Origin of the sequence: Sagittula sp. MA-2, from assembly GCF_030126985.1 — a bacterium.
In the GTDB taxonomy this organism is placed as follows: Bacteria; Pseudomonadota; Alphaproteobacteria; order Rhodobacterales; family Rhodobacteraceae; genus Sagittula.
Map to the genome: position 1 here is coordinate 3,193,368 of NZ_CP126145.1, position 22,334 is coordinate 3,215,701.

The 22,334-nt window shown below is 64.8% G+C and carries 22 protein-coding genes; 11 read left to right on the plus strand and 11 right to left on the minus strand.

From position 1 onward, the window contains the following. The first annotated feature begins 6 nt into the window (after positions 1–6). Positions 7–684, plus strand: coding sequence for a DUF2927 domain-containing protein (locus QNI11_RS15560; protein WP_283980800.1), 678 nt, complete (start codon positions 7–9; stop codon positions 682–684). A gap of 4 nt (positions 685–688) precedes the next feature. Further along, positions 689–1,309, plus strand: a complete 621-nt coding sequence (locus tag QNI11_RS15565) for a LysE family translocator (protein ID WP_283980801.1) — start codon at positions 689–691, stop codon at positions 1,307–1,309. A 48-nt stretch (positions 1,310–1,357) separates the two neighbouring features. Here the strand turns inward: QNI11_RS15565 and QNI11_RS15570 are convergent, their stop codons facing one another. After that, positions 1,358–1,525, minus strand: coding sequence for a hypothetical protein (locus tag QNI11_RS15570; RefSeq protein WP_283980802.1), 168 nt, complete (start codon positions 1,523–1,525; stop codon positions 1,358–1,360). Between the two features lie 293 nt (positions 1,526–1,818). On the opposite strand from QNI11_RS15570, the gene QNI11_RS15575 reads away from it, so the two are divergent. Further along, positions 1,819–2,358: an adenine phosphoribosyltransferase gene (locus QNI11_RS15575; protein WP_100929714.1), complete on the plus strand. Its 540-nt coding sequence runs from the start codon at positions 1,819–1,821 to the stop codon at positions 2,356–2,358. 131 nt (positions 2,359–2,489) lie between these two features. Here the strand turns inward: QNI11_RS15575 and phaZ are convergent, their stop codons facing one another. Continuing rightward, positions 2,490–3,758 (minus strand): polyhydroxyalkanoate depolymerase, encoded by a 1,269-nt coding sequence (phaZ, locus tag QNI11_RS15580; RefSeq protein WP_283980803.1) that lies wholly within the window; start codon positions 3,756–3,758, stop codon positions 2,490–2,492. A 132-nt stretch (positions 3,759–3,890) separates the two neighbouring features. Between phaZ and QNI11_RS15585 the strand changes: the two genes are divergently transcribed. Both QNI11_RS15585 and QNI11_RS15590 read left to right on the plus strand, forming a co-directional pair. Then, a complete protein-coding gene (locus tag QNI11_RS15585; protein ID WP_283980804.1) occupies positions 3,891–5,693 on the plus strand; it encodes an alpha/beta hydrolase in 1,803 nt (600 codons plus the stop codon). Positions 5,694–5,819: 126 nt separating this feature from the next. Then, a complete protein-coding gene (locus tag QNI11_RS15590) occupies positions 5,820–6,269 on the plus strand; it encodes a phasin family protein (RefSeq protein WP_100929711.1) in 450 nt (149 codons plus the stop codon). A 333-nt stretch (positions 6,270–6,602) separates the two neighbouring features. On the opposite strand, the gene QNI11_RS15595 is transcribed toward QNI11_RS15590, so the two are convergent. The 6 genes from QNI11_RS15595 to topA all read right to left on the minus strand — a co-directional run bounded on the left by QNI11_RS15595 (position 6,603) and on the right by topA (position 14,741). After that, complete coding sequence (locus QNI11_RS15595; RefSeq protein ID WP_283980805.1) at positions 6,603–8,960, minus strand: mechanosensitive ion channel domain-containing protein; 2,358 nt, start codon at positions 8,958–8,960, stop codon at positions 6,603–6,605. A gap of 229 nt (positions 8,961–9,189) precedes the next feature. Continuing rightward, the gene (locus QNI11_RS15600; protein WP_100929709.1) at positions 9,190–9,813 is read right to left on the minus strand and encodes a CoA transferase subunit B; all 624 of its coding nucleotides are present in this window, start codon (positions 9,811–9,813) and stop codon (positions 9,190–9,192) included. Next, positions 9,813–10,517: a CoA transferase subunit A gene (locus tag QNI11_RS15605; RefSeq protein ID WP_100929708.1), complete on the minus strand. Its 705-nt coding sequence runs from the start codon at positions 10,515–10,517 to the stop codon at positions 9,813–9,815. Before QNI11_RS15605 ends, QNI11_RS15600 begins: the two co-directional genes overlap by 1 nt. A 126-nt stretch (positions 10,518–10,643) precedes the next feature. After that, positions 10,644–11,177: a superoxide dismutase family protein gene (locus QNI11_RS15610; protein WP_283980806.1), complete on the minus strand. Its 534-nt coding sequence runs from the start codon at positions 11,175–11,177 to the stop codon at positions 10,644–10,646. 162 nt (positions 11,178–11,339) lie between these two features. Continuing rightward, positions 11,340–11,903, minus strand: coding sequence for a L,D-transpeptidase (locus QNI11_RS15615; RefSeq protein WP_100929707.1), 564 nt, complete (start codon positions 11,901–11,903; stop codon positions 11,340–11,342). Positions 11,904–12,056: 153 nt separating this feature from the next. After that, positions 12,057–14,741, minus strand: coding sequence for a type I DNA topoisomerase (topA, locus tag QNI11_RS15620; protein ID WP_283980807.1), 2,685 nt, complete (start codon positions 14,739–14,741; stop codon positions 12,057–12,059). 314 nt (positions 14,742–15,055) lie between these two features. On the opposite strand from topA, the gene QNI11_RS15625 reads away from it, so the two are divergent. Continuing rightward, entirely contained in the window at positions 15,056–15,262 is a 207-nt protein-coding gene (locus tag QNI11_RS15625; protein ID WP_283980808.1) for a hypothetical protein, read from the plus strand. Positions 15,263–15,311: 49 nt separating this feature from the next. On the opposite strand, the gene dprA is transcribed toward QNI11_RS15625, so the two are convergent. From dprA to tldD, 3 genes are all read right to left on the minus strand, one after another. Further along, entirely contained in the window at positions 15,312–16,493 is a 1,182-nt protein-coding gene (gene dprA, locus QNI11_RS15630) for a DNA-processing protein DprA (protein WP_283983520.1), read from the minus strand. 117 nt (positions 16,494–16,610) lie between these two features. After that, a complete protein-coding gene (locus QNI11_RS15635) occupies positions 16,611–17,024 on the minus strand; it encodes a hypothetical protein (protein ID WP_283980809.1) in 414 nt (137 codons plus the stop codon). Between the two features lie 43 nt (positions 17,025–17,067). Beyond that, a complete protein-coding gene (tldD, locus tag QNI11_RS15640; RefSeq protein WP_283980810.1) occupies positions 17,068–18,489 on the minus strand; it encodes a metalloprotease TldD in 1,422 nt (473 codons plus the stop codon). Between the two features lie 214 nt (positions 18,490–18,703). Between tldD and coxB the strand changes: the two genes are divergently transcribed. From coxB to QNI11_RS15665, 5 genes are all read left to right on the plus strand, one after another. Beyond that, complete coding sequence (coxB, locus tag QNI11_RS15645) at positions 18,704–19,579, plus strand: cytochrome c oxidase subunit II (protein ID WP_100929702.1); 876 nt, start codon at positions 18,704–18,706, stop codon at positions 19,577–19,579. Between the two features lie 94 nt (positions 19,580–19,673). Continuing rightward, positions 19,674–20,633, plus strand: coding sequence for a heme o synthase (cyoE, locus tag QNI11_RS15650; RefSeq protein WP_283980811.1), 960 nt, complete (start codon positions 19,674–19,676; stop codon positions 20,631–20,633). Next, positions 20,630–20,809, plus strand: a complete 180-nt coding sequence (locus tag QNI11_RS15655; protein ID WP_100929701.1) for a hypothetical protein — start codon at positions 20,630–20,632, stop codon at positions 20,807–20,809. Before cyoE ends, QNI11_RS15655 begins: the two co-directional genes overlap by 4 nt. After that, positions 20,799–21,413 (plus strand): cytochrome c oxidase assembly protein, encoded by a 615-nt coding sequence (locus tag QNI11_RS15660; protein WP_100929700.1) that lies wholly within the window; start codon positions 20,799–20,801, stop codon positions 21,411–21,413. Before QNI11_RS15655 ends, QNI11_RS15660 begins: the two co-directional genes overlap by 11 nt. 19 nt (positions 21,414–21,432) lie before the next feature. Next, on the plus strand, positions 21,433–22,239 hold the full coding sequence (locus tag QNI11_RS15665) for a cytochrome c oxidase subunit 3 (RefSeq protein WP_100929699.1): 807 nt from the start codon (positions 21,433–21,435) through the stop codon (positions 22,237–22,239). The last annotated feature ends 95 nt before the right edge of the window (positions 22,240–22,334 follow it).

A 22,334-nucleotide genomic window follows, 5' to 3' on the forward strand; every position in this document is an offset into this window, starting at 1 on the left:
CTGCCCATGCGTCCTGCCTTTTGCGGCCTGGTTCTGGCCGCCTTCACCGCAAACGCGGCCCCCGCCGCACAGGATTACGTGGAATCCGACGGCTGGCTGTCGGACGACGATTTCTACCGGCTGGTGGCCTGCGCTGCCCCGCCGGGAGATCGCTGCGTCAAGCCGATGCTGCACTGGAGCGACGAGCGCCCGGTGCGCGTGCGGATCGCGTCGATGGACCGGGCCTTTCTGGGCGGCAAGACCAAACGGGCGGAGGCGGCGCTGGCACGAGCGGTGCAGTACATCAACGCGGCCGGTGCGGGCATCCGGGTCGAACAGGTGGGGCCCGCGTCCGAGGCAGACATCAGCATCCACTTCCTCAACACCGACGGCAGCAAACCCCTGGCGCGGACCGGGATCGACGGCGCGGACGGCACCACGGTCACGGGCGCGCGGGTCATCGTCTGGTCGCGCAGCGATACGAAGACCATCCTGCGGGCGACCATCCTCTTCGGCACGCGGCTGCACATCCAGCACTACGAATCCGCCATGCTGGAGGAGGTGACACAGGCGCTGGGATTGCTGACAGACATCCGCAACCCGGTATACGAAGGCGTCTCGATCTTCTCGCAGGACAGCAACGACACCAAGCAATTCTCGCCGCAGGACGTCATGGCCCTGCGCCGCCATTACCCACCGGAGTAACCCCATGGACCTTTCGATCTGGATGACCTTTGTCGCCGCCTCCACCGCGCTGCTGCTGATCCCGGGACCCACCGTCCTGCTGGTGCTGTCCTATGCCCTGTCAAAGGGAAGGTCGGTCGCAGTGGCCTCTGCCGCCGGTGTCGCCACCGGGGATTTCGTCGCGATGTCCGCCTCGCTCGCGGGGCTGGGGGCGCTGGTGGCGACCTCTGCCGCGCTGTTCACCGTGCTGAAATGGGTGGGCGCGGTCTACCTGGTCTGGCTGGGCATGAAGCTGATCCGGTCGGCGCCCGCCGAAGGCCTGTCCCTGCCCCGCGCCGAGGTTTCGGCCCGGTCGGTCTACTGGCACAACGCGGCGGTGACGGCGCTGAACCCCAAGAGCATCGCGTTTTTCGTGGCCTTCGTGCCGCAGTTCATCGACCCGGCACGCGCGCTGCTGCCGCAATTCGCCATCCTGATCGCGACCTTCGTGACGCTGGCGACGCTGAACGCGCTGGCCTACGCGCTGGCTGCCGACCGGCTGAGGAAGTGGATCGCCAGACCCTCGGCACTGACCTGGCTGACCCGGGCCGGGGGTGCGACGCTGATCGGCATGGGTGTTCTGACAGCGACCCTGCGCAGGGCGTGATGTCTGGCGGGGCGGCGGCGCAAAGCCCCGCCCTACGCCATGCCGTGCCTAGCCATTGCTTTTCAGGAAATCCCGGATGAAGCGCCGCACCTCGCGCGAGGCGGAGGTGTCCATGTCCTTGCACAGGGCGATGAAGGCGTCGCGGTCCTCACGATCCAGTCGCAGCACCAGCTGGGCGTCCTTGCCTTTGGCCTTTTTCTTCTCGTCCTTGCCCAAACCGGTCTTCTCCTGTTGCCGTCATTGACCTTCGGTTCACGAATTGTATATACAAAGTACAGCGTAAAACTATAAAAACAGAGGTATACCCATGAGCCCTTTCCATGCCAAGTCCATCTTCATGAACGACAGTCTTGACGGCCGCCGCCCGCGGTTGAGCTGGTTCAAGCGCGCGCTTTACGCATCCTGGACCCGCCTGCGCTGACCCGACACCACCACTCACGGCAACACGCTTGCGGCAGGACCGCCCCCGCGCTACCGCTTGGGGCGGTTTTTTCTTATCCGGAGGCCTCATGCCACCCCGTCGCGAGATCAAGGACTACATCCGCACCATCGTCGATTTCCCGCACGAGGGGATCATGTTCCGGGACGTGACGACTCTGTTCGTCGATCCGCGGGGATTCCGGATGGCCATCGACCAGTTGCTTCTGCCCTATGCCGGTGTCCGGTTCGACAAGGTGGTGGGATTGGAGGCGCGGGGGTTCATCCTTGGCGGCGCGGTGGCGCACCAGTTGTCGGCAGGCTTCGTGCCGGTCCGCAAGAAAGGCAAGCTGCCCGGCGCCGTGATCTCGGAGGAGTACCAGCTGGAGTACGGCGAGGCGGTGGTCGAGGTGCATGACGACGCCATCGAGGCGGGCGAGAAGATCTTGATCGTGGACGACCTGCTGGCGACCGGCGGCACCGCCGAAGCCGGGATCAAGCTGGTCGAACGGCTTGGCGGTGAGATCATCGGCTGCGCCTTCATCGTCGATCTGCCGGACCTTGGCGGACGCAAGCGGCTGGAGGCGCTCGGGATGGATGTGCATACGCTGGTGGAATACGGCGGGCTCTGAGGGCGGCCTGCCGCCCTGCGCCGTAGACAGACCGATCCGCCTTGCGGGACGTGGAGCGGCAGGCCAGCTCCCTTGAAAACGCAAAAGGCGCGCCACCCGGGCGCGCCTTTTTCATCGTCGGGAATGGGGTGTCAGAGGTTGACGACCTTCGATTCCGCCTGCTTCGGGGCGGCGGAGTTGGCGTCGATGAAGTCGAGCACCAGTGGACGGATGTTGTTCCGCCAACTCTTGCCCGCGAAGATGCCGTAGTGGCCTGCGCCCGGCTCGAGGTGGCTCGCCTTCTTCGATGCCGGCAGACCGGTGCAGAGGTCGAGCGCCGCAACACACTGGCCGGGGGCGGAGATGTCGTCCTTCGACCCTTCGACCGTCTTCACCGCGACGCTGGTGATCTTGCCGATATCGACTTTGTGGCCGTTCACCACGAATTCGTTCTTCGCGATCTCGCGGTTCTTGAAGACCCGCTCCACCGTCGACAGGTAGAATTCCGCCGGCATGTCCATCACGGCGAGGTATTCGTCGTAGAACCGGTTGTGTGCGTCATGGTCCGACGCCTGCCCCTTGGCCACGCGCAGGATCTGGTCCTGGAACGCCTTGACGTGCCGGTCCGCGTTCATGCTGACGAAGGAGGTGAGCTGCAGGAGTCCCGGATAGACCATGCGGCCGACGCCCTTGTACTTGAAGCCCACGCGCTGGATCATCGTCTCTTCGAGCTGGCCCATGGTCACACGGCGGCCGAAGTCGGTCACATCCGTGGGCGTGGCGTCGGGGTCGATCGGGCCGCCGATCAGGGTCAGCGTGCGCGGCTGCGCATCCGGGTCGATCTCGGCCAGGTAGGCGGTCGCGGCCAGCGTCAGCGGCGCGGGCTGACACACGGCGATCACGTGGGTGTCGGGCCCGAGGTGACGCATGAAATCCATCAGGTAGAGGGTGTAGTCCTCAACATCGAACTTGCCGCAGCTCACCGGGATGTCGCGCGCGTTGTGCCAGTCGGTGACGTAGACTTCGCAATTCACCAGCAGCGACTTCACGGTGGAGCGCACGAGGGTCGCGTAGTGGCCGGACATCGGGGCGACCAGCAGGATCTTGCGCGGCTGTTCTTCGCGTCCGGAGACGTCGAAGTGAATCAGGTTGCCGAACGGCTTCTCGACCACGTTGCGGATATCGACGAGGTGGTCCTTGCCGTCCTCGCAGGTGAACGTGCGGATTCCCCAGTCGGGCTTGACCACCATGCGTTCGTAGGTGCGTTCCGTCACCTCACCCCAGGCGGCCATCCACTGGATCATGGGGTTGGGGATCAGGGACATCGCCGGGTAGGATGCAGCCGTTCGGGCCGTTGCGCCAAGCCATTGGCTGGTATTACGCATCGTTTCCATCAGATCGTACGTCGCCATGTAGCGCATGACAGCCACTCCTATTATCATGGGGGTCGACGCAGCCACGTCGGCGGTCGGACCCGAGCCATTTCGTCGCTTTGCCCCCCGACCCCGGCGACGGTATTTCTGCGTTTGCGAAGATAGGGGGGAATTCTTGAAATGACAACGAACACTGTTGCCGCAGGGAAAGATAGAGAACGGCTTGAGGAGAATCTCAAGAAGGTCGAAGAGCTCTCGCAGCGCATGGTTGCAGCGCTGACACGGCGCCATCCCACCCCTGAAGCCCTGAACGGGCCGGACAGTTCCCTCTATGTAAAGGCGGCGCAGGCCTACATGCAGGAGTGGGTCACCAACCCCGCCAAGCTGATCGAGCAGCAGGTGGGATTCTGGGGAAAGACCGTTTCGCATTTCGTCGAGGCGCAGCATGCGCTCGCCTCCGGAAAGCTGTCCGCGCCCGAGGATCCGGGCCCCACCGACAAGCGGTTCAAGAATCCCCTGTGGGACACCCACCCCTATTTCAACTACGTGAAGCAGCAATACCTCATCAACGCGGACGCGATCCGCGATGCGGTCGAGTCGATCGACGACATGGACCCCAAGGAGAAGAGGCGCCTGCGCTACTTCAGCCAGCAGATCATCGACATGTTCGCCCCCACCAACTTCCTTGCAACCAACCCCGACGCGCTGATGAAGGCGGTGGAGACGGAGGGCGAGAGCCTTGTGAAGGGGCTCGAGAACCTCGTGGCCGACCTTGAGGCCAACAACGGCGAGATGGTCGTACGGCTGGTCGACGAAAGCGCATTCGAGATCGGCGAGAACATCGCCACGGCCAAGGGCGAGGTGGTCTATCGCAACCGCATGATGGAGCTGATCCAGTACAGCCCCACCACCGAACAGGTGCACGAAACCCCCATCGTGCTGTTCCCGCCGTGGATCAACAAGTTCTACATCCTCGACCTGAAGCCGCAGAACTCCTTCATCCGCTGGGTCGTGGATCAGGGCTACACCCTTTTCGTGGTCAGCTGGGTCAACCCGGATGGCCGCTACCGCGACGTGGGGATGGAAGAGTACGTCGAAGAGGGATTCCTGAAGGCGATGGAGATCGCCAAGGACATCTGTGACGTCGACAAGGTGAATGCCGTCGGCTACTGCATCGCCGGGACGACCCTGTCCATCGCCCTGTCGCTGATGAAGAAGCGCGGCGACAAGTCGGTCAAGTCGGCCACCTTCTTCACCGCCCTGACCGATTTCAGCGACCAGGGAGAATTCACGCCCTTCCTGCAGAACGATTTTGCCGACGGCATCGAACAGGAGATCGACCAGGAAGGGATGCTGCCGCACTTCATCATGGCGCGGACCTTCTCGTTCCTGCGGTCGAACGACCTGATCTACGGACCGGCGATCAAGTCGTACATGATGGGGGAAACGCCCCCCGCCTTCGACCTGCTCTACTGGAACGGCGATGGCGCGAACCTGCCGGGCAAGATGTTCCGCCAGTACCTCCGCGCGCTCTGCCAGCGCAACGAGTTCGCCGAGGGCGGCTATGAGCTGTTCGGCGAAAAGCTGTCGGTGGCGGATGTGGACGTGCCCCTGATGTCCATCGCGACGGAAACGGACCACATCGCCGCGGCGCGGGACGTCTATCGCGGCGTGCAGATGATGGGGTCGAAGAACAAGCAGTTCGTTCTGGGCCAGTCCGGCCACATTGCCGGCATCGTCAACCCGCCGGGCAAGGACAAGTACGGTCATTACATCAACGACGATCTCACCCTGTCCTTCGAAGACTGGAAGGCCAGCGCCGAACATCACCCCGGATCGTGGTGGCCGCACTGGGAAGCGTGGCTGAAGAAGCGCGCCGGAAAGAAGGTGGATGCTCGCGTTCCGGGTGATTCTGGCTACGAGGTTCTCGCCCCCGCGCCGGGCACTTATGTGAAGATGAAAGCGGCGAAACAAATTCAATGAGTTGAAGGAATTTTTGCTGCGGCGCAGAAAAACACTTGAAATGCTGCGCTGCAGCATGCATATTTCTCTCAGTTGCACAGACGCGGGGCGGGCCCGCAGAGCAGCAGAGAGATTACGAGGAATAAAATGGCACAGACGCAAGACTTCACCGCTATGATGAAAGAAATGATGGGTTCCTTCCCGGTTGACACGAAGGCAATGGAAGACGCCTTCAAGACCACCGCGACGATGAGCGAGAAGCTCTCCGCAGTGGCGCTTGAAGCAGCTGAGAAGTCGACCGAGCTGTCCGCATCCTGGACCAAGGAAACCCTGTCGAAGATCGCCGAGCTGTCTTCCGCCAAGGAAGAGCCGGCCGACTACGCCAAGGCGATGACCGACTTCGCAGCCTCCCAGGCCGAAGCCGCAGCCGAGCACATGGCAACCTTCGCCGAGATCGCGAAGAAAGTGCAGATGGACACCGTCGAGCTGATGATGGCCGCTGGCAAGGACTTCTCCGAGGACATGACCGCGGCTGCCAAGAAGGCAACCGACGAGATGACCGCGGCGACCAAGAAAGTCTCCGAAGCGGCCAAGTAATCCCTGGGCCCTTCTGGGCCGAGGACCGGTTTTTTGCGCCCTCTCCTCCCATTCAGGCGCAAAATCCTGGGGCGGGTTCTTAGGAGCCCGCCCCTTCTTTATGCGCCTCCCTGTATGCCGGGATTACCTCGTGCGGCCTGCAGGGAGGCGCAGTCGTTTCCGCTTTCGACATGACGCTTCCCGAAGGTGGTTGCGCCGGTCCGCCGGCGGGTGATGGCACAGGAACGGTTCGCATCAGGACATGAAAACGCCCGCGCGATCCCTCGCACGGGCGTTTCCTGTTCTTCCGGTATCCCCGCCCGTGCGTTGTGTCCGCACGGCGCGTTGACGCCTTCACCGATCTCCCGGCGGTTCGTCGTCGGGCGAGGTGTTGATCGACGAGTCCAGCGTTTCCGGCTGCCCCGTCGTCCCGCCGGACGGCGCGGGGGCGGACTTCGGTGACTGTTCGATGGTCATGCGGACCGGCGCCGCGGGCGCCTGCCCCTGCTTGTCCTCGCCGAAGTAGATCGTCTGGTGCGGGAACGGGATTTCGATGCCGCGCTCGTCGAAAATCCGTTTCAGGATCTCGTTGTAGGCACGCCCGATGCCCCATTGCTGGCCCGGCACGGTCTTGATCCGTGCGCGCACCACCACCTCGCTAGCGCCGAAACTGTTCAGACCGAACCATTGCAGGTCCTCCAGGATGTGCGGTCCCCAGTCGGGATTGGCGCGCAGTTCCTCGAAGCCGTCGAACATCGCCTGCTTGGCCTCGCCGATGTCCTCGCGGTAGGCGATGCCCATGTCGGTGACGCAGAAGGCGAATTCGCGCATGTAGTTCGTCACCATGTCCACCGAGGAGAACGGGATGATGTGGAATGCGCCGTGCAGGTCGCGCAGGCTGACCGACCGGATCGTCAGGCGTTCGATCGTCCCTGTGGTCCCGCCGACGGTCACAACGTCGCCCACGTTCATCGCGTTCTCAAGCTGGATGAAGACGCCCGTGATGATGTCCTGCACCAGCTTCTGCGCACCGAAACCGATAGCCAGGCCCAGCACCCCGGCCGACGCGAGGAGCGGAGCGATGTCGATGCCTACCTCCGACAGCACGAACATCAGCGTGATGACCACAAGCACGATGGTCACCGCATTGCGCAACAGCGCCAGAAGCGTCTGTTCCCGGGACGTCGGGACGGAGCCGAATTCCGGGTTCAGACGGAAATCCACCCAGGAATTCACGGCCAGCCAGATCAGGAAGGCCACCGTAAGGATGACCGCGACGCGCAGGACGACGGCGGTCGTGCGCACGCCGATCTGGCTTTCCATCCAGCCCTGAACGTCCAGCACACCGACGGTATTGAGCGTGAACATGACCACCGCCAGCACGATCGCCACCTTGAGGATCGTCAGCACCCTCGGCACGAAGGCATTCAGGCGTCGCTCCAGCAGCGGCAGCCTTTGCGACACCCCGGAGGGCACCCGCACGCCCCGCATGATGGCGCGGCTCACGAGGTTGGAGGCGATGAAGCCCAGCACGATGGCACCCAGCACCTTCGCCGATGTGCCCAGGAGCGGGAAAAGGATGCCGCCCGGACGGGCCAGCACGATGGCCAGCACGACCACGAGATAGATCAGTGCCGGGACGTGCCAGTTGCGGGCGAGGAACTTCAGGAGCCCGCGCCCCTCGCTCAGCCTGCGTTCGCCCAGAAGCCAGTCGGCCACCACCCGGCGCCACTTCAGCACCATCCAGATCAGGATGGCGATGGCCACGGCAGAGATCAGCGTGGACACGCCCCGGCCGGTGGTGAAATTGACGTTCTGGTTGATGATCGGCACCACCAGCAGCTGGCCGTAGCCCAGCAGGCTGACGAGGAAGGTCAGCCACCGCGCGACATAGCGCGCGCCCCGGTCCGGAACGTTCACGGTGCGCAGTTGCGCAGTGGTGGGCGACATGACGGCGCGGATCAGCACCTTGACCATTTCCACGATCAGGAAGGCATTGAGGTACATCGTCTGCCGGATGCCGATCTGCCCGGCGTCGCCGAAGGCCGCGATCGCAAGGGCGTAGCCGGCTCCCCAGGCGATCACCACCACGATGGCGTCGATGATGACGGAGGTGACGATGATCAGCGCGGTCTGTGCCGGGCCTGCATCCCCGGCCAGGTTGCCCATCCGCCGGAACAGCCGTTTCGCGATCCACCTGAGGACATTGTAAAGCAGGACCGTCGCGACGATCACCAGGGCGAGGTCGCGCAGCGCGGTCAGGATGATGTCGGGATTGATCGACAGGGCGCTGCCCAATGTCTCGGGCGCCCGGCTGAACCCCTGCCAGAACCCTCCGAGACTTCCTGCGATGCGCTCCGCGGTGTCCTGCGTGGCGGCTGCAATCCGGCGGCTGAAAGAGGTTTCACCGGGGTCCGTCGCCTCGTCCTCGACCGCGCCGGTCACCGCTTCGGTCACGGTTTCGCCGGAGGTATCGCTGGCCTGCGGCGGCTCTCCGGTGCGGTTCAGGGCGTCGATCAGCGCGCCGCGCGTGGCGTCGTCGGCCAGAAGATCGGCCAGCGCCTTGGCCTGCGCGGGTGTGAGTGCCTCGACACCACTCGCGACACCGGTCGTTGCCGCGGTGTCCTGCGCCTGCACAGAAGCCGGAAGGGCAAGGATTGCGAGTAAGGCGACAAGGCAGGCAAACAGACCCTGCCGGATGTGAACCCTCATGAAGAGCTCCTTGTTCTTGTTCTGCTCAACGTTCCGAGACCGCGCTGTCCCCCGTGGGGCCATTGTCCCTGCCCCGCCAGGCGCGGATTTCGCCAAACTACTTAGCGCTGCGGGTGCGAGGTCAAGAAAATGCGCCTCCGATGACCGTGTGGATGCGGTCTGCCGCCCCGTCCGGTCAACAAGAAAGGCGGCCCCAAGCGGAGCCGCCCCTTATGCCGTGCATCGAAAATCAAACGATGGTCGCGTCGGTCGCCGCGCGGATCTCGTCCTCGGTCACGCCGTCGGCGCATTCGACAATCTTCAGACCGCCCTCGACCACGTCGAGCACGCCGAGATTGGTGATGATGCGGTTCACCACGCCCTTGCCGGTCAGCGGCAGGGTGCATTCCTTCAGCACCTTGGACTCTCCCGCCTTGTTCTGATGGTCCATCACCACGATGACCTTGCCGACACCGGCCACCAGGTCCATCGCGCCGCCCATGCCCTTCACGAGCTTGCCGGGGATCATCCAGTTCGCGAGGTCGCCGTTCTCGGCCACTTCCATGGCGCCGAGGATCGCCGCCGCGATCTTGCCGCCGCGGATCATGCCGAAGGACATGGCGCTGTCGAAGTAGGACGTGCGCGCCAGTTCGGTAATCGTCTGCTTGCCCGCGTTGATGAGGTCCGGATCCTCTTCGCCCTCGAAGGGGAACGGCCCCATGCCCAGCATGCCGTTCTCGGACTGAAGCGTGATGTCCTTGTCGCCCACGTAGTTCGCCACCAGCGTCGGGATGCCAATGCCGAGGTTCACGTACATGCCGTCTTCGAGTTCTTCCGCCGCGCGTGCGGCCATCTGGTTACGATCCCAGGGCATTACGCTTCCTCCCGCTTGCGCGTCGTGCGCTGTTCGATCCGTTTCTCGTGTTCGCCCTGAACGATCCGGTGCACGTAGATGCCGGGCAGATGGATGTGATCCGGGTCGAGGGAGCCACGGGGCACGATCTCTTCGACCTCGACCACGCAGACCTTGCCGCACATCGCGGCCGGCGGGTTGAAGTTGCGCGCCGTCTTGCGGAACACGAGGTTGCCGGTGTCGTCGGCCTTCCATGCCTTCACGATCGAGAGGTCGGCAAAGATCCCGCGTTCGAGGATGTAATCCTCGCCGTCGAAGGTCTTCACTTCCTTGCCTTCGGCAATCTGGGTGCCGACGCCGGTCTTGGTGTAGAAGCCCGGGATACCTGCACCGCCGGCGCGCATGCGCTCGGCCAGGGTGCCCTGCGGGTTGAATTCCAGCTCGAGCTCACCGCCGAGGTACTGGCGCATGAACTCCTTGTTCTCGCCCACGTAGGACGACATCATCTTCTTGATCTGGCGGGTCGCCAGCAGCTTGCCGAGGCCGAAATCGTCTACGCCCGCGTTGTTGGACGCGACCGTCAGGTCCTTCACGCCGCTTTCCACCAAGGCGTCGATCAAAAGCTCGGGAATGCCGCAAAGACCGAACCCGCCCGCCGCGATCAGCATGCCGTCGCTCAACAGGCCGTCCAGCGCTTCGGACGCCGAACCGTATACCTTCTTCATGAAACACCCCTCCTGTGCGGTACTGACGCAGGTTGTCGCCGCTCTGCAGCAGAGAGTCAACGCGGCCGCGTCATGGTAGCGCCCCAACGCGGCGGGGACGGCCAAACCGACCGCCCCCTCGTTGTGTCACTGACCCTTGATGATCCCGCAGGCGACGCGGTCGCCCGCCCCGCCGATGGGCTGGGACATGTGGTCGTCACCCTGTGCATGGATGATGAAGGTGGAGCCGTCCTCATCCAGCAGGGAGGCCACGTCCACAAGCGTCGAATAGGCCTCCATCTCGCCGATACCGTCCTCGCCCACGAAGATGTTGGGCAGGTCGCCCGGTTCCGGTCCTTCGGGGTTCAGCAGGCCGTGGCCGCCGTCCACCTTGCCGACGTGGCCGGTGGCGGTGGTGAAGCCCTCGGAGGACTCGCAGGTGCCGACGGCGTGCAGATGCAGACCGTGCTTGCCCGGTGTCAGCCCTTCCACACGGACATGGATCAGCATGCCCGCCGGACCGTCGGTCAGGGTGGCGGTGCCGATGCTCTCGTCGTCGGTGTTGATCAGGTCGGCCGAAGCGGTCTGCCCCGGCTGGTCCATCGCGGCCCCGTGGCTTTCGGCCCAGGCGCCCGATGCAAGCATCGCCGCCATGGCGGTGGTCAGCATGAAACGTGTCACGATCTATCCTCCTCTGGTTGGGTGCCCCTTGTCGGCACGGGCTTCCCGGAGGAGCCCGTGCAGGGGCGTACCATGGACCAACGCCCGCGTTGTCCCGGTGGTTCGGAGGTAGCGCAAAAAGGGCAGGACCCCACTCAGAGGTCCCCAGTCACGGATCCCAAGTCAGATCAGGCGGACCTGCGTGCCGATGGGCGTGATCTCGAACAGTTCGGCGATCTTCTCGTTGTAGAGCCCGATGCAGCCGTCGGACGACCGGCGCCCGATCTTGCGCGTGTCATGGGTGCCGTGGATCAGGTAGGCGGGCCAGCTCAGGTACATCGCATGCGTGCCCAGCGGATTGTCGGGCGCGCCGCCTGCGACGGGCTTCCAGTCAGGGAAACGCTCCATCTGGCTGGCGGTGGGGGTCCAGGAGGGGCCGACCTTCTTGCGCACGATCTCGGTGTAGCCGCGCTTCGTCAGCTCGTCGGACTTCGGCACGGAGGTCGGGTAGATGCGGTAATCGACGCCATCGGCCGCCCAGTAGTGCAGCGCGCGGCTTTCGGTATCGCAGACGATGCAGCCTTTCCCGATCTCCGAGAAATGGTCGCGCCAGTCCTGCATCACGAAGCTGGAGACGTTGCGCCGCACGTCCGCCGCACGCGCCGTGGCCGGGACGATCAGCGCCGCGGCCCCTGCCACGAGACCGGTGTTCAGCAGCTTGCGCCGGGTGATGCTCGACTTCGTCATGAAGGGATCCCTCCTTGTTGCCTGTTTCGATGCGGGCAACATGGAGGCGGGTGGCGGGTTTTGGAAATCACACATTCTTTACCACGAATGTGAGTGCTTTTTCGCAACAGATCAGACGGTTGGAGGCGGCTTTCCGCCTCCGTCGCCGGTCTGTCAGTCTTTCTTCGCCGCCTTCTTGGCCGCCGGCTTCTTTGCGGCGGTCTTCTTCGTGGTCGACTTTGTGGCGGTCGATTTGGCCGCGGCCTTCTTCGCCGGTTTCTTCTTCGCCTTCGCGGCGATCAGTTCCAGCACGGTTTCCATTGTCACGTCCGCAGGCTCCACGTCCTTCGGCAGCGTGGCATTGACCTTCTCCCACTTTACATAGGGACCGTAGCGGCCCTCCATGATGGAGATCTTGCCGCCATCGGGATGCTCGCCCATGTCGCGCAGCGCCTTGGCCGTCTGTCGCCCGCGACCGGGGTTCGCCCGCTTCTGCGCCAGCAGTTCGACGGCGTGGTTCATCCCGATCTCGAAGACCTCCTGGAACTCCTTGAGGTTCACGTAGACCGGTTTCTCCTCGTCCGGGAGTTGGTGCATGATGTAGGGACCGAAGCGCCCGAGGTTCGCGCTGACGACGCCGCCATCGGGGTGCATCCCCACTTCGCGCGGCATGGTCAGCAGCGTGAGCGCCTTTTCCAGCGTCATGTCCGCCGGGTCCCAGCCCGGCAGGAACTGGCCGCCCTTCTTTGGCAGAGAGGCACGCGGCGGTTTCTTGTTCTCCGGCGTGGGTTCGCCGCGCTGCACGTAGGGGCCGAAGCGCCCGGCCTTCAGCCAGATCTCGTCACCCTGATCCTCGCCCAGCAGACGTTCCTCGCCTTCTGCACCCTCGCCCGCGATGGGGCGCGTGTAGGTGCATTCGGGGTAGTTGCCGCAGCCGACGAAGCCGCCGGTGCGCGAGGTCTTCAGGTGCAGCCGCCCCTGCCCGCACTTCGGACAGATGCGCGGATCGCTCCCGTCCTCACGCGGCGGGTAAAGCTGGGGCGCAAGCGCCTCGTCCAGCACATCCAGAACCTCCGAGATACGCAGGTCGGACGTCTCGGCGATGGCCGCGCTGAAGTCGCGCCAGAACTTCGCCAGCAGTTCCTTGTAGTCCTCGGCACCTGCGCTGACCTGGTCCAGCTCGTCCTCCAGCGCGGCGGTGAAGTCGTACTCCACGTAGCGCTTGAAGAAGTTCAGCAGAAAGATCGTCACGATCCGGCCCTTGTCCTCCGGGAACAGACGGTTCTGTTCCTTGCGGACATATTCGCGGTCCTGGATCGTCGTGATGACGGAAGCATAGGTGGAGGGTCGCCCGATGCCGAGTTCCTCCATCTTCTTGACCAGCGTCGCCTCGGTGTAGCGCGGCGGCGGGTTGGTGAAGCTCTGCGTGCCAAGCGTCGCGCCGTCGCCGGACAGCACCGCGGGCAGACCACGGTCGGTGCCCTTCTCCATCGCCTTCGCATGCTCGGACTTGAGCGCGCCCGCGTCGAACTTCGCCGGCTCGCCCTGCATGATCTGCGGCAGGCGCTTGTCGTCATCCTCGACCGGCTCGTCGCGGCCTTCCTCGTAGACCTTCAGGAACCCGTCGAAGAGCACCACCTGGCCGGTGGCGCGCAGACCGACCTGCCCGTCGTCGGAGCCGATCTCGACCGTGGTCCGCTCCAGCCGGGCGGCCTCCATCTGGCAGGCGAGCGTGCGCTTCCAGATCAGGTCATACAGCTTGCGCTGGTCGGATTCGGACAGGCGCAGGCTCTCGGCGTCCTTCGTCATGTCGGTCGGACGGATGCACTCGTGCGCTTCCTGCGCGTTCTTCGCCTTGTTCTTGTAGACCCGAGGCGAGGACGGCACGTAATCCTTGCCGTAGCGCTCCGCGATGGCGTCGCGGCAGGCGCTGACGGCTTCCGGCGCCATGTCGATGCCGTCCGTCCGCATATAAGTGATGTGCCCGGCCTCGTAGAGCCGCTGGGCCGCGTTCATCGCCGCCTTGGCGCCCATGCCGAACTTGCGGCTCGCCTCCTGCTGGAGGGTGGAGGTCATGAACGGCGCCGAAGGGTTGCGCGAAGCAGGCTTCGCCTCGACGCTCAGAACCTTCAGGCTGCGCTTGGCTACGGCATCCACCGCCATCTCGGCCTGCGTGGCGTTTTCGAGGTCGTAGCGGTCGAGCTTCTTGCCGGCGAGGCTGACCAGCCGGGCCTCGAACGTCTGGCCGCGCGGCGTCGCGAGTTGTGCCTTCACCTGCCAGTATTCGCGGGGATTGAACGCTTCGATCTCCATCTCGCGCTCGACGATCAGGCGGAGGCAGACGGACTGCACCCGCCCGGCCGACCGCGCGCCCGGCAGCTTGCGCCAGAGCACAGGCGACAGGTTGAAGCCGACGAGGTAGTCGAGGGCACGGCGGGCGAGATACGCCTCCACCAGCGGCGCGTCGATGTCGCGGGGGTTCTTCATCGCCTCGGTCACGGCCGCCTTGGTGATGGCGTTGAAGGTGACCCGGCTGACTTCTGTCGTCTTCTTGATCGAACGGCGCTTCGTCAGCGCCTCCTTCAGGTGCCACGAGATCGCCTCCCCCTCACGATCAGGGTCGGTTGCGAGGATCAGCTTGTCGTCGGTTTTCAGGGCTTCGGCGATGGCGGCGACGTGTTTGCGCGAATCGTTCGCGACCTCCCACGTCATTTCGAAATCATGTTCCGTATCGACCGAGCCATCCTTCGGAGGCAGGTCCCTCACGTGACCGTAAGACGCCAGAACCGTGTAGTCGGATCCCAGATACTTGTTGATTGTCTTGGCCTTGGCGGGCGATTCGACGACGACGACGGGCATCTGGGACTGCTACCTCTACTGATTTCTTGGCGGCCTCGCGCGGCTGCTTTCCGGGCGGCGTATCGCGGCGCTAGATGTGGGGTGCAAGGGGTATTTGTCAATGCGGGCGGAAGAGCCGCGCTTGTCCCGGGGCTGTTCCGGCGTTGGCTGAGCGACGCAAAAGGGAGCCCCGGACGTGCGGTTTCCCGCTCTCTGACTGACCTCGCGTCCACTGCCCGTCGGGGCTTGGCAGCCCCCCGAAATCGGCATCAGCCTGCGCGCCGATCTAATGGACAAGACGCGCCCCGACGCCGGATAGGTCTTCGGAGCGCCGCTTGGGTTTCGGGTCGATGAACTGCGTGTGGACGGCGCTGTCGCCCTTGCCATGCCCGATCCGCCGCGCGGAAACGAGCGCCGATCGCCTCCTAGGGCGCAGCCCCGATATCTTCGAATACGGCGCGCAGGAGGTGCAGGCCCTTTGCCAGCGGTCGGGCAACGCTTCGGTCGCGGGCCACTGGACCATGGGCGCGACAGACGCATGATGGTTTGGGCCCTTTTCTGCGCCAAATAGCAGACCGTGATCCTGCTGCTTCAGCGTAGCACAAGCGAGAGAAAACCGCCCGGCTGACGCCGTATGCGCCCTTCCAGCTCCAGATCGGTTAAGGCCGGCGAGACGTGGGCAGAGGCCGCCCCGAGATCGCGGATCAGCTGGTCCTCGGCCAGAGGCGACGGTCCGAGCCGGTCAAGGATGCGCGTGTGCAGGTCCGCCGTCTGGCGCAGGGTCCGCGTCTCGGGTTCCGGCGCCTTCAACGAGTCAATGCCCGCCCTCGCCGGGTCCGGAAGGGCCAGTTCCGCCTGTGCCGATGTCTGGCCCTCCAGCGGCGGCAGCGCCTCGAGAACATCGTCGACGTGCCGCACAAGGTGCGCGCCGTCACGGATCAGCATGTTGCAGCCCGCCGCCCGGGCGTCGAGCGGATGACCGGGCACGGCCAGCACCTCCCGCCCCTGGTCGAGCGCGCCGCGCGCGGTAATCAGCGACCCGGACTTTGCCGCAGCTTCCACCACCACCACGGCCCGGGCCAGTCCGGAGACGATGCGGTTGCGCATGGGGAAATGGCGGGCGAGCGGCTGCATGCCCATGGGTTGTTCGCTGATCCGCGCACCATGGTGAGAGACGATGTCATCCGCCAGCCCGGCGTTCTCGGCCGGGTAAAGCACATCCACGCCGCCCGCCAGAACGGCGACCGTGCCGGTCCTGAGCGCGGCGTGGTGCGCCGCCGCATCTATCCCGCGCGCCAGTCCGGAGACGACGCAATAACCCGCCTCGCCCAGTCCTTCGGCAAGGTTGCGCGCCATGCGCAGCCCCAGCGACGACGCGTTGCGCGCACCGACAAGCGCCACCATCGGACGGCTCAGTACGCGCGCATCGCCCACCGTCCACAGCGCCGGGGGCGCGTCGGAAAGGTCGGCCAGGTCTTTCGGGTAATCCGCCTCTCCGCGCAGGATCAGCCGGGCGCCGCACAGGTGGGCGGCCTTCATCTCTGCAAGGATCACGTTTTCGGGGCAGACGGTGTAACGCTCCACCCCCGCGGCCCTCGCCACTTCGGGCAGCGCGTCGAGTGCTGCGCGGGCCGAACCGTGTTCGCCCAGAAGCCGCCAGAAGGTTGCCACGCCGACGCGGCGTGAGCGCAAGAGGCGGAGCCAATCCACACGAGCATCTTCCGTGGTGGGTGGGAGTGGGGGGTGAGTGGAAGAGTAGCTGTCGTCGCGCATCCTGGCCCCGCCGTCTTGCACCTTCATCCATAGCGTGAGGGTGGTTAACCGCAGGTAAACTCTGGCGAGAGAATTATTCCCGCGGTGCGCGGCCAGTGGAAATGCCCTGGAAAAGCTTCAGGTCGGCGTGCCGTCACCCGGCAGGTCGCGCTCCGTACGTCCGACGATCAGGCGCAGCATGGCAAGCTGCAGCACGGCCAGGAAAGGCCCCAGCCCGACCGTCAGTCCCGTGCCCACCACCGGCTTGAGCAGCGCACCGACGAAGAAACCGCCCAGCATCGCCACGCCCCAGCCGCCGAAGCCGCGCACCAGAGCCGCGTGAAGCACGAACGCCCCTGCCAGGTGGCCAATCCAGGTAAAGGCGACCGAGAACACCAGCACGTAGCCAACGACAACCAGCGTCCCCGCCGCGGAGTCCGAGACCGTCGCGACCATCAGCGCGAGCGTCACAACGGAAATCCCGGCGCCAAGCGTGGCGGCCAGCGTCGCCAGAATGGCCAGCCCGTGCTGCCGGAACGTTGGCCGGATCACCGGCGCCTGCACTGGGTGCCACCAGGCCAACGGGTCTGGCGTGTCAGACACCCGCACCGCCGACGGTCAGGCCGCCGATCATCACCGTCGGCTGCCCGACGCCCACCGGCACCCACTGCCCCTGCTTGCCGCAGTTGCCCATGCCCGGATCGAGCGCCATGTCGTTGCCAAGGGCGCGGATCTGCTGAAGCGCAGAGGCGCCGTCGCCGATCAGCGTGGCGCCCTTTACGGGACGGCCGACCTTGCCGTCCTTCACGCGGTAGGCCTCCGTGCAGGAGAAGACGAACTTGCCGTTGGTCACGTCGACCTGTCCGCCGCCGAAGCCCACGGCCCAGATGCCGTCCTTCAGATCGCCAACGATGTCCTGCGGATCGGCATCGCCGCCCAGCATGTAGGTGTTGGTCATGCGCGGCATCGGGATATGCGCATAGCTCTCGCGGCGGCCGTTGCCGGTGGGGGTCACGCCCATCAGGCGCGCGTTCTGCCGGTCCTGCATGAAGCCGACCAGCTTGCCGTCCTCGATCAGGACGTTCTTGCCGGAGGGCGTGCCTTCGTCATCCACGGTGATCGAGCCGCGCCGGTCCGGGATGGTGCCGTCGTCCAGCACCGTCACGCCCTTCGACGCGATCTGCTGCCCCATCAGACCGGCAAAGACGGATGTGCCCTTGCGGTTTGCATCGCCTTCAAGCCCATGCCCGATTGCCTCGTGCAGCAGGATGCCGGGCCAGCCGGGGCCGAGAACGATGTCCATGACGCCCGCCGGCGCAGGCTCCGCCTCGAGGTTGACGAGCGCGATGCGCAGCGCCTCGCGCGCCTTCGACTGCCATTCGATCGGCTCCAGCAGTCCTTCCAGCGTGACGCGCCCGCCGCCGCCTGCCGTTCCGGCCTCGCGCCGCCCGTCCTGTTCCACGATCACCGACACGTTCACCCGCGTCATCGGGCGCACGTCGGTCACAAGGCCGCCTTCGGGACGGAGGATCGCAACCTCCTGCAGCGAGGCAGCGATGCTGGCCGTCACCTGCACCACGCGGCTGTCGAGGTCGCGGGCGAAGGCGTCGATTTCCTTCAGGGTGTCCACCTTCACCGGAAAGCTCGCCCCGGCAATCGGGTCGGCATCGGTGTAGAGCGTGCGGTTCGTGCCCGGAGGCGGCGGGGCCATCACGCCGCCGCCGTCGCCCACCGCCAGACGCGCCGTCTCTGCCGCGCGCCTGAGGGAGGATTCGCTGATCTCCGTGGCATGGGCGTAACCGGCCACCTCGCCCTTCACCGCGCGCAGGCCGAATCCTTCGGAGGCGTCGTAACTCGCCGTCTTGAGCCGCCCGTCGTCCAGGACCAGCGATTCCGAGCGCCGCCGCTCAAGAAAAAGTTCGCCGTCCTCGGCCCCGGAAAGGGCCTCCCGCACCAGCGATACAGTGCGATCGAGATCCAGATGTGTCTCGAAAGGGCGGAAAAGTGCGTCGGACATATGGACCTCTGGATTGATCTGGATCAAGTAAAGCGGCGCTTTGCCGCAAGCTCAAAGCTTTCACGGGTGGAAAGAATATGGTTTCTAGACCGCCAGAACGCAACGGTATGCCGCGGAGGAGGACGGGCGCCAGCCTGCGCTTCCTTTTTGCATGTATATCAAGTCATTCCGGGTCGGCGGGCCCGTGCACAACTCGAATCGATCAGGGTGACATATGACCTTCAAGACGATGATGACGGGCCTACTCAGCGCCTTTGTCGCCGCGCCGGCCTTGGCGCAGGACCTGCCCGTTGTGGGCCGCCCGCACCAGGGTGGCATGGGTTTCCAGCCGGCCTCCACGGAACTGGCGCGTGACCTTCAGTGGCTCGACGGCATGATCCTGGTGATCATCACCGCGATCTGCCTGCTGGTGGTTGCCCTGCTCGCCTTCATCGTGGTGCGCTACAACCAGAAGGCCAACAAGACGCCGGGCACCTTCACGCACAACTCCCCGCTGGAGATCGCGTGGACCATCGGCCCCATCGTGATCCTCGTGTTCATCGGCGCCTTCTCCCTGCCGGTGCTGTTCAAGCAGCAGGAAATCCCGGAAGGCGACATCACCATCAAGGTGACCGGCTACCAGTGGTACTGGGGCTACGAGTACGTGGGTGAGGACCTCGCCTACGACAGCTACATGATCGGCTCCCCGGCGACCGGCGGCGACAACCGCTACTCCGAAGACGTGCAGACCATGCTGACCGACGCCGGCTACACCAAGGACGAGTGGCTGCTGGCCACCGACACCGCCGTGGTCGTGCCGGTCGGCAAGACCATCGTGATGCAGGTCACCGGCGCCGACGTGATCCACTCGTGGACCATCCCGGCCTTCGGCGTGAAGCAGGACGCGGTCCCCGGCCGCCTCGCAGAGCTGTGGTTCACCCCGGAACGCGAAGGCGTCTACTTCGGCCAGTGCTCGGAACTCTGCGGCATCGCCCACGCCTACATGCCGATCACGGTCAAGGTGGTCAGCCAGGAAGCCTACGACGCATGGCTCGCCGCGTCGAAGGACGAAGGCTGGTACACCGACGTGCGCGCGGCACTGACCAACTGATCGCCCCCGGCGACAAAGACATGACGCGCAGGCCGGGACAGCTCCCGGCCTGCGCTGCACCAAACCGACCATGGCACTTCAGGCAGGAGCCGACATGAGCGACGCCAGCTTCGAAACACGCACCCAGATGGGCACCGAGATGCGGGCCGACTCGCAGGAAGCGCAGTTCGGCGACTATTTCGCGCTGCTCAAGCCGCGTGTGATGACGCTTGTGGTGTTCACCGCCTTCGTCGGCCTGCTTGCCGCGCCCGTGGCGATCCACCCGTTCCTCGGCTTCTGTGCGGTGCTGTTCATCGCCATCGGCGGCGGCGCATCCGGCGCCCTGAACATGTGGTACGACTCGGACATCGATGCGCTGATGAAGCGCACGGCCAAGCGTCCGATCCCCGCCGGCAAGGTCGACCGTGAAGACGCGCTGGCCATCGGCCTGACGCTTTCCGCCTTTGCCGTCGTCTTCCTCGGCCTCGCGACCAACTGGCTGGCCGCATCCCTGCTGGCCTTCACCATCTTCTTCTACGTCGTGATCTACACGATGTGGCTCAAGCGCTCGACACCCCAGAACATCGTGATCGGCGGCGCCGCCGGGGCCTTCCCCCCGATGATCGGCTGGGCCGCCGCCACTGGCGAGATCTCCACCGCCTCCGTGCTGATGTTCTGCCTGACCTTCCTCTGGACGCCGCCGCACTTCTGGGCGCTCGCGCTGTTCGTCCGCATGGACTACGACAATGCCACCGTGCCGATGCTGACCGTGACCCACGGCCGCAAGTCGACCCGCACGCACATCCTCGTCTACACCGTCCTGCTGGCCGCCTTTGCCATCGGGCTGGGCTTCACGCAGGTTGGCGGGCCGGTCTACCTTGCCACCGCCATCGTGCTGAACGCGCTGTTCCTGAAGGGCGCATGGACCATCTGGCGCCGCGACGAAGCCGCGTCGGAGGCCGACAACTTCAAGGCCGAGAAGGCGTTCTTCAAGCTGTCCCTGCTCTACCTCTTCGCCCACTTCGGCGCGATCCTCGTGGACGCAGGGCTCGAACGCTTCGGGGTGCTGTCATGAGCATCAGCCGCGAACACGAGCTTCACAAGCGCCGCCGGTCCCGCAACATCGGTGTCGGGCTGGTGCTGGGTGCGTTCATCGTGATCGTCTTCGGAATGACCATGGTGAAGATCAACCGCGGCGACTTCCAGATGCAACCGGCTGCGGCAACACAGGGAGACGGCAATGGCAATTGATCCAAAGACCAAGACCCTTTTCCAGACGCTCGGCGTCGTTGTCTTCATGGGCGCGATGGCCTGGGCCTCCGTCCCGTTCTACAACTGGTTCTGCCGCGTCACCGGCTTTGGCGGAACCACGCAGGTCGCCGAAGCCTCGGCCAAGCGCGACATCCTCGACCGCACCATCAAGATCAAGTTCGACGCCTCGAAGGACCGCGGCATGCCGTGGGAGTTCAAGCCCATGCAGACCGAGATGACCGTCCGCATCGGCGAAGAGGGGCTGGCGTTCTACGAGGCCTACAACCCGACCGACCACCCGGTCGCCGGTCAGGCCACCTACAACGTGGCGCCCTACCAGGCAGGCGGCTATTTCAACAAGATCGAGTGCTTCTGCTTCACCGAGCAGGTCCTGATGCCCGGCGAACGCGTCGAGATGCCGGTCAGCTTCTTCGTCGACCCCGAGATCGTCGACGACCGCGACGCGAAGTACACCAAGCATATCACGCTGTCCTACACCTTCTACGAGATCGACCTGCCCGAAGAAACGCAGGCCGCACTCGATATCACTGGCGATGCCCCCGGCATCGACGATAAGACCGATGCGAAAGCATCCGTGAACTAACGCCTAACGAGGGATTGCCATGGCGCATGCTAAGAACCACGACTACCACATTCTGAACCCCTCCATCTGGCCTTTCCTGGGCGCAGTGGCCGGGTTCATCATGCTCTTCGGCGCAGTGCTGTGGATGAAGGACATCACGATGTGGATGTTCCTCATCGGCTTTGTCGGCGTCCTCTACACCATGTTCGGCTGGTGGAGCGAAACCGTGAAGGAGAACCTGGTCGGCGACCACACGCCCGTCGTGCTGATCGGCCTGCGTTACGGCTTCATCCTGTTCATCATGTCGGAGGTGATGTTCTTCTTCGCGTGGTTCTGGAGCTTCTTCAAGCACGCGATCTACCCGATCGACCCGAACGGCATGAGCCCGGCTGTCGACGGCGTCTGGCCGCCGGCGGGGATCGAGACGTTCGACCCCTGGCACCTTCCGCTGATCAACACGCTGATCCTGCTGTGCTCCGGCTGTGCCGCGACCTGGGCGCACCACGCTCTGGTCCACGGCAACCGCCGCGACGAGATCAAGCAGGGCCTGATCATCGCCGTCGTCCTCGGCCTGCTGTTCACCGCCCTTCAGGCGTATGAGTATAGCCACGCGGCGTTCGGCTTCTCCGGGAACATCTACGGCGCCAACTTCTTCATGGCGACCGGCTTCCACGGCGCGCACGTGATCATCGGCACGATCTTCCTGTTCATCTGCCTGCTGCGCGTCTACCGCGGCCACTTCACCCCGGAAAACCACCTCGGGTTCGAGGCGGCCGCCTGGTACTGGCACTTCGTCGACGTGGTGTGGCTGTTCCTCTTCGCAGCGGTCTACATCTGGGGCGGTTGAGCCTCCTCGACGGCCACAGGGCTTGCGCCCGACGCCTCACGCGGTAAACCAAGGCGCGCCCCACCGGGCGCGCCTTTTCCGTTTCCGGAGACGCA

What these genes read in the sequence shown, in the direction of transcription:
- QNI11_RS15560 (WP_283980800.1), top strand. Translation starts at nt 7, where the DNA reads ATGCGTCCTGCCTTTTGCGGCCTGGTTCTGGCCGCCTTCACCGCAAAC.
- QNI11_RS15565 (WP_283980801.1), top strand. Translation starts at nt 689, where the DNA reads ATGGACCTTTCGATCTGGATGACCTTTGTCGCCGCCTCCACCGCGCTG.
- QNI11_RS15575 (WP_100929714.1), top strand. Translation starts at nt 1,819, where the DNA reads ATGCCACCCCGTCGCGAGATCAAGGACTACATCCGCACCATCGTCGAT.
- phaZ (WP_283980803.1), bottom strand. Translation starts at nt 3,758, where the DNA reads ATGCGCTACATGGCGACGTACGATCTGATGGAAACGATGCGTAATACC.
- QNI11_RS15585 (WP_283980804.1), top strand. Translation starts at nt 3,891, where the DNA reads ATGACAACGAACACTGTTGCCGCAGGGAAAGATAGAGAACGGCTTGAG.
- QNI11_RS15590 (WP_100929711.1), top strand. Translation starts at nt 5,820, where the DNA reads ATGGCACAGACGCAAGACTTCACCGCTATGATGAAAGAAATGATGGGT.
- QNI11_RS15595 (WP_283980805.1), bottom strand. Translation starts at nt 8,960, where the DNA reads ATGAGGGTTCACATCCGGCAGGGTCTGTTTGCCTGCCTTGTCGCCTTA.
- QNI11_RS15600 (WP_100929709.1), bottom strand. Translation starts at nt 9,813, where the DNA reads ATGCCCTGGGATCGTAACCAGATGGCCGCACGCGCGGCGGAAGAACTC.
- QNI11_RS15605 (WP_100929708.1), bottom strand. Translation starts at nt 10,517, where the DNA reads ATGAAGAAGGTATACGGTTCGGCGTCCGAAGCGCTGGACGGCCTGTTG.
- QNI11_RS15615 (WP_100929707.1), bottom strand. Translation starts at nt 11,903, where the DNA reads ATGACGAAGTCGAGCATCACCCGGCGCAAGCTGCTGAACACCGGTCTC.
- topA (WP_283980807.1), bottom strand. Translation starts at nt 14,741, where the DNA reads ATGCCCGTCGTCGTCGTCGAATCGCCCGCCAAGGCCAAGACAATCAAC.
- dprA (WP_283983520.1), bottom strand. Translation starts at nt 16,493, where the DNA reads ATGCGCGACGACAGCTACTCTTCCACTCACCCCCCACTCCCACCCACC.
- tldD (WP_283980810.1), bottom strand. Translation starts at nt 18,489, where the DNA reads ATGTCCGACGCACTTTTCCGCCCTTTCGAGACACATCTGGATCTCGAT.
- coxB (WP_100929702.1), top strand. Translation starts at nt 18,704, where the DNA reads ATGACCTTCAAGACGATGATGACGGGCCTACTCAGCGCCTTTGTCGCC.
- cyoE (WP_283980811.1), top strand. Translation starts at nt 19,674, where the DNA reads ATGAGCGACGCCAGCTTCGAAACACGCACCCAGATGGGCACCGAGATG.
- QNI11_RS15655 (WP_100929701.1), top strand. Translation starts at nt 20,630, where the DNA reads ATGAGCATCAGCCGCGAACACGAGCTTCACAAGCGCCGCCGGTCCCGC.
- QNI11_RS15660 (WP_100929700.1), top strand. Translation starts at nt 20,799, where the DNA reads ATGGCAATTGATCCAAAGACCAAGACCCTTTTCCAGACGCTCGGCGTC.
- QNI11_RS15665 (WP_100929699.1), top strand. Translation starts at nt 21,433, where the DNA reads ATGGCGCATGCTAAGAACCACGACTACCACATTCTGAACCCCTCCATC.